Raw genomic sequence first — 349 nt, 5'->3', positions numbered from 1 at the left:
GGATGTCGGAAATCTTTACCGACAGGTCGGTGTGCACATGGTAGCCGCGCTTGGCCTGGCCTTCGACCAGGCCTTCGCGGATCGCCCAGAAACTCCTTGCCTGCGCGCTGCTGGCCGCAAGAACCGCGTCGGTCACCAGCCCTTTTTCCATGGCATCGGCGAGGAAGCCGGCCAACAGGCCATTGAGATCGATGCCCGGCCCGGAGGACAGTTCGATCAGCACCTGCACGGGCGCCGAGACTGGTGCGGCCATACCGGGATCGATCAGCCGGGCAAGCTCGATGCATTCGCCGCCGATGATCTCGAAGGCCGAGATCAGGTCGGAGCAGGCCCGGCGCGTGCGGTTGAA

General features: G+C 64.8%; 1 protein-coding gene. It reads right to left on the bottom strand.

Translation table 11 applies throughout. The annotated features are described in order from the left end of the window. Window positions 1–349, bottom strand: a 349-nt coding sequence (locus EN852_RS36345; RefSeq protein WP_135879723.1) for an FAD-linked oxidase C-terminal domain-containing protein, incomplete at both ends; no start/stop codon positions are given.

Source organism: Mesorhizobium sp. M2E.F.Ca.ET.209.01.1.1 (assembly GCF_004010375.2).
Taxonomy (GTDB): Bacteria; Pseudomonadota; Alphaproteobacteria; order Rhizobiales; family Rhizobiaceae; genus Mesorhizobium.
The sequence above is the reverse complement of the archived record's forward strand: the minus strand, read 5'-3'. Positions and strand labels throughout refer to the sequence as shown.